The sequence below is a fragment of the Psychromonas sp. genome (assembly GCF_047632995.1).
Lineage (GTDB): Bacteria > Pseudomonadota > Gammaproteobacteria > Enterobacterales > Psychromonadaceae > Psychromonas.
The window spans coordinates 1-5,827 of record NZ_JBLIEK010000169.1 but is presented as its reverse complement, the minus strand read 5'-3'; the positions used below and the strand labels follow the sequence as shown (position 1 = coordinate 5,827).

The window sequence follows — 5,827 nt, the reverse complement described above, 5'->3', positions numbered from 1 at the left end:
ATATTTGTAGCCCGTTTCTTCTTTCACTTTACCTGTTAAATTTGTATAACCACGGAGCTTGGGCAAAGTATGGTTATCTACTGTTTTCCCTCCATCTCCTGCCAAAGATGTTGGGCCATTCCAGTTGACAACACCATGACCTAATGCAGTTATTTTAAAATCTACACTTTTAATGCCTGTTACTTTTTCCATTTTTTTATTCCTCGTCTTCTGTGGTTTGATTGATTTGGTTAATTGAAATTGCGCCTATGGGTTGTTTATCACAAACTGCATAATAAATAGCGTGGGGATGTCGTGCACTTTCACCACCCACTGGCAGTAGATCGTTACTGGTATAACTCAAATAGATGGGCGATTCTGGGTCACGCGCTTCATTTAACAATGCATTATCGTTATAAGATTTAATGCCACCCATTATGTTGTGGTGTTTTTTAAACATATGTGAAAGCAGGTCTTTATCACTTTGTCCATAACCACGAATGGCATTGGAGGAATAGGTTAAGTTATCAATGTTGCTGTTATCGTCCAGCGGCATTGAATAGGCGTATTCTTCGATAAAATTTATTTTTTTAAAGTTGCTTAAATCTACAACAGCAAGTTGTACAAACCGATTATCACCTCGCAAAGAGCCTTTGCTTATTTTGCTACGTTTCTGATCTTTATTTTTCTTTGGTTGCACCACAATTGGGTCAATCACCCTATCATTTATTTTTTTAACGCTTTCCTTTAATGCAGCCACTAAATCGCTTTCAATAAAGCACTTCGTACTCTCTAAGCGATGAAACTCTCGATAAAGCTCATAAATTTTTGGCAATGTGAACATTTTATCGTCAAGAGAATAAAGTAGAAATTGATACCAAGCCCGCACTGAACTCAATACATACATCTTGGCTAAAAAACGTGATGATGGGCTATTACCTTTTGTTTGAGAGATAGAGTTAGGTATTGCTAGGGTATAAATATTTACGTAATCGTTTAGACCAAAGCGATCTAGGCGACCTAAGCGTTGTAAACAATCTTCCGCGCTGGTAATTTCTGCCACCATATAATCACAACTGATATTCAAAGACGCTTGCACAATAGGACCACTGCGCAGGACGTTAAATTTTCCTGTGCCACCACGTTGATAAGATTCGTATACTTCTGCAAACCATTTTTGTTTATCGCTCTTAATAAATTTAGAATGCAGTAGCACTGCGTTTTCTTTTTTTTGATTAGTAATAAAACTATTTTGTGCCGTTAATGCCATATTACTAATAACAAAAGTACAGTCGCTTTGTGGCGTAAATAGTGGATTAGCGCTATCTAACAAATTGTCATCATAAATTTTAAAGTCAAGTTGATACTGGCTTTGATTAAATGAAGGCATTACTTTGACATCATCTTCGTGAATCCCAAGTAATTCTTCAACAAAGACATAATGTGGTGTGGCTGACACCAACAAGGTGTTGGCATGTTGCTCTTGCATTTTTTTCGCCGCAATGAGTTCTGCAAACAGTAGGTTAAATGCAGGCATATTGACGTATTCGTGAAACTCATCAAACACCACATGTACATTTAAGAAATCGATCAAGGTGTTGGCTTTAGTATGACTAATCACGGAACCCAGTATTTGATCAATTGTGGTAATAATAATGTCACCAGAAAAGTTTTCGTCTTCTAGTATCAAGTTATCCCATTGGTTTTGAAACTTAAACTCGCCTGTATTAATCTCGATTGTGCTGTTTGGTAAATACTGCTCTGATGTCAGCTCATAAAATAAGCCCTGACAGACTTGAACCCGTGGACATACCCAGATTATTCGATTAGCACCTTGTAGTTTTGCCCACTCCAATGCAATTTTAGTTTTACCACAACCTGCTGCCCCTGCGAGCACAGCAACATCTTCTGTCGTCGTAAGTTGCTTTGCAATCTCGCTTTGTTTTAGGCTGCGCTCACTATTAGGGAAGAACGAAGAAAGGCAGGCGTCTATTTCAGAACTTAGTGTTGATTCAACATCAAGTAACTCATCAACTTTTTCACCAAGAGAACGATTCACTATTGCATCGTGCAATTCATTTGCCGTTAATGCCGAAATTAATCTATCTGCTGTGATTACACAAGTACGCACAATATTATTAAGCGCATTAGTTTTAACATTGCCGCTATTAGCCGCTACACATTCTTCTAATTCATATTCTTTGTAACTAGGTAAAGCCGGTGCATCAGGCAAACCATCTTCAAGATCTTCTAAAACATGCTCAACAAATGCTTGCTCTAATGATGTTTTTTCTAGCTCTCGGTATTTTTTATCGATACCTGAGACTTGCTTAAGAAGAGATTGAGATTGCCTTACAATATCGCTTAGATCAGTTTCTTTTTGATTTGTAATGAGCTTTTTGCAGATGTCTTTATAGGTCGTAAAATTATTTTTATCCTTACGGTATGGCTTAGCATGATGCCAATATATTGCATGTTTAATTGAGCGTTTGTTAGCTGAATTTATACCCTTTAGTTCTGCGCTGCCTAAAAGATGATAGAGTAAAAGTGATACTTCATTATGTCTTGGGTGCTTTTCAAAACTGAACTTAGCATCATCAATATGCTGACCATCATCTGCGACAAAACCTTTCTTTTTTGGGTTTATCACCCAAGATTGGAATAGAGGATCAACCTTGCCAAGGTCGTGTAAACAACCAGCAATAAAATTCACTATTGTAAACTGCGGCTTTGCAGGCAATAACTTTCTATGCAATTGCTCAGCAAAATAACCTACTGCAAATAGGTGTTCAGCGAGTGGCTGCAGCTTAGTATTTGCATATATTACACCCGCCTTTGGTTTATCTGTTGTTACATCCATTGGAACCTCTTTTTCAGTTGTATTTACCGGTACTAAACCGTTCAAATTAAACTTATCCCGCTGCCCCACTACCCAAACCAATTCATTTCTACTACGCGACCGTAACCAATGGCAACTCACCGCCGTATTTTTACTGGCAGTTTTGCGTAGAGATTTTTTAACTGCGAGCAGTCCTTCTTGAGTGATCACTGTTTGCCAGGTATTGCTACCGATGCGGTCGGCAAAGGCGTCTAGTACTTTGCGTGTGCGCATTAAGGCTTTTTTCTCGCATTGGCTAACGAAGGTGACCATCATTGCTCAGGCACCTCTGTTATTGGATTAACCGAATAATACAGCGCTGCCGTTTTTACTTGATTAAACATAAAATCCAAAGCTTTGCTGTCGGTAAATGCTTGCAAACATTGCTGTCTAAATTCTTGTTCAGTCGCACCTTCTTTGGCGCAGATAAATGCCCACGGTAGTACGAGGGTGTCTTTGATTAAGTCGGCCACATCAAACACGAGTGCGCCGCGTCGAGTTTTTCCATGCATTACCGCGAAACCGTGAGGAATACCTAATACCCATAAGGTAGTAGCGGCTAGGCCGTAGGCTAAGTAGTTGCCATGATTTAAAAAAGCATTGGCATTATCTAATTGGGCGTTAGTGTTGTCGCGCTCACGGGTAAAATCACCATATTGCGTACCCTGCGCAGCCATTTTGTAGAGCTGTTTGGTAAGTAGTGCTTCTGACTGTAATAGTTGCCCTACGCTGAGGGCATTGTTGATATTAGTGGTGTAGGTATTCAGGTGTTTTTGCAGTTGAGGGTCGTCGGCGGTGAAGCCATGGCTTTTTAGATCGCGGTTTTTTGACCAGATGGTTTGCATGTAGTCTATGCGTGCTTCTTGAAATTGTTTGGCTATTTCTAATCGCTTATCGGCGTCAAACCAAAAACTCATCCAACCTTGTAAATAATCTGTAGGGCGGTATTCGCTTTGGGGGGTTAGCCATTCTATTTCATTGGCCATTAGTAATGGCGTGCCGCCACCACCACAAAATCCCACTAGGCAACTGGCAGAAGCTAGCATACGCATGGCGGCTTGGGTGATGGAAGTGCCGGTACCTAATAAAATGCAGGTGGTATTGGCGATAGGGATATTCCAATACTGGTTTTCGTTTTTTGCTTCGGTCAAATACAACACCCGCCCATCTTTTTGCATAACACGACATTTTTCTAGGTAATAGATATTGGCTCGCTTGGAGTGCAAAATGGCTTTTAAGCCTGTGGTTGATAAATCATTTTGCACGGGTTTAAATTCCTATGGGTTGAATTGTTGTTTACTTTACGTCATCACCGGACTAAAACACTTCCTCCATATTTATACAGTGGTTTTGCGAATCATTGCCTCGCTCGATTATTCATTACTGTATAACTCCACTAAACTTTGGGCGATATGTTTAATTTTATTTTTGAGTACGGCCGGTTTAATGACTTCGACGTTATTACCATATTTAAGAATATCGCGAAGAAGTTCGCGGTCGTCATTGTACGGAATAGTAATTTGGTAATTATCGCCCTGCCACTCGCTTATCTGCTCTGGATGCCACTGGATACTTGCGACTTCTCTTGTAACCGGCGGATAGAAAATTAAGGTAGCATTATGTTTGGGCTTACCAGAAAAAATCCCGTAGCTACTTTGGAAGTGATCTTTTAATTCATTGGGTGCGATTTCTTTATTTTCTAGATCGCTTTTGATCACTTTAATGATGCGTGGCAACATAAAAGAACGTAAAGCATTGCGTTTATGGCACCACGCATCGAGATACCAATTTTCTTGATAATGAATCAGTGTTTGCGGGCTTATCTCACGCTGTGTGGTTTTACCAAAATAGTCACTATAAGTTATAACTAGTTGCTTTTTATGAATCAAACCATCGGTAATGATTGAAAAAAAACGATTAGCTACAGGACGCTTGCTGGTCATGAGATATTTTATAGTACGACTAAAGTGATCTATATTAAGGCCTTTGGCAGCGAGCAATTTCTCTACTTGCTGTTGCACAACATTGATTTCATTTCCTAGCAATCCCTCATCCATTGTTTTCAAAATATTTAGAATGGCGGCCAAGCCATGCAGCTCGTCAGCCGTTAACCATAAACCTGGCAACTCAAACGCTTTTGCATCTTTTTCATACATCCAGCCTTTGGTTTGCTGACAATATATTATTGGCGCATGCAGCTGATCACGTAATAGATCTATAGCGATTTTAGCTGTTTTATTCGTACACTCTAACTTTTCTGCAATTCTATTGATTGGAGTTGGGTAATAATTACTTCGTAACAAACGATGCAACTGCTGTATTCGATCAAATTTATCCACTATGACACACCATTAGTTTTTATTTTTCCTAAACAACACTTCTGTTATTTATTTACTCTAGACCGACCATTCCAGAAATCCTTTAAGCCTATCAAACTCTGTAATTTAATTTTCATCAGCGTTGCAAACCACTTCATTACTGCTTAGGTCTTTGACCCCAACACTTTACTCCTCAGCTTGTACCTACATAAAGGGAAGTTACTACATCCCCAAAAAGATGAGCCGATTTCTTTCCCTTTCTTAGATGTTCTGATCACTAACTTGATATCACAACTTGGACATGAGGGTGTTGTGTAATCTCCAGAGACTATTTTTTCCAAGAGATTATTCTGGGTATCGACCGGCAGATCTTTAATCAAACCCACAAACTTTGAACCACTAATAAGCTGTACATGTTTACCCTTTGCAAAGCTCAGTGCATCATCTGTAAAATCACCGGAAGCAACAACAGCTCCTAGAGCAATAGACTCAGCCGCCATAACGCCATAAAGCTCACGCACGGTTTTAACATCTACTTTTTTGGTCAACCATGACTTGCACTGTATAGCGGAAAAAGGCTTGGGACGCAGCGATTTATCTTCATTTACAGACGGTTGAAACAAATAAAAATCTACCCCACCATCTTTACCCG

Annotated in this window: 4 protein-coding genes and 1 pseudogene; all 5 read right to left on the bottom strand. The window is 39.6% G+C overall.

Annotated elements, in window-relative coordinates:
* Positions 1 to 192, bottom strand: a pseudogene (locus ACJAT7_RS17385) (hypothetical protein); the annotation flags it as partial.
* A 4-nt stretch (positions 193 to 196) separates the two neighbouring features.
* On the bottom strand, positions 197 to 3,133 hold the full coding sequence (locus tag ACJAT7_RS17380) for a CRISPR-associated endonuclease Cas3'' (protein ID WP_415228064.1): 2,937 nt from the start codon (positions 3,131 to 3,133) through the stop codon (positions 197 to 199).
* Positions 3,130 to 4,122, bottom strand: coding sequence for a type I-F CRISPR-associated endonuclease Cas1f (gene cas1f / locus ACJAT7_RS17375; protein ID WP_415228063.1), 993 nt, complete (start codon positions 4,120 to 4,122; stop codon positions 3,130 to 3,132). The genes ACJAT7_RS17380 and cas1f overlap by 4 nt, the downstream gene beginning before the upstream one ends.
* Before the next feature lie 108 nt (positions 4,123 to 4,230).
* Positions 4,231 to 5,196 carry a helix-turn-helix transcriptional regulator gene (locus ACJAT7_RS17370; protein ID WP_415228062.1) on the bottom strand — a complete coding sequence of 322 codons (966 nt, stop codon included), beginning with the start codon at positions 5,194 to 5,196 and terminating at the stop codon, positions 4,231 to 4,233.
* A gap of 143 nt (positions 5,197 to 5,339) precedes the next feature.
* The coding region (locus tag ACJAT7_RS17365) for a restriction endonuclease (RefSeq protein WP_415228061.1) at positions 5,340 to 5,827 on the bottom strand (488 nt) is incomplete at its 5' end.

What these genes read in the sequence shown, in the direction of transcription:
- ACJAT7_RS17380 (WP_415228064.1), bottom strand. Translation starts at nt 3,133, where the DNA reads ATGATGGTCACCTTCGTTAGCCAATGCGAGAAAAAAGCCTTAATGCGC.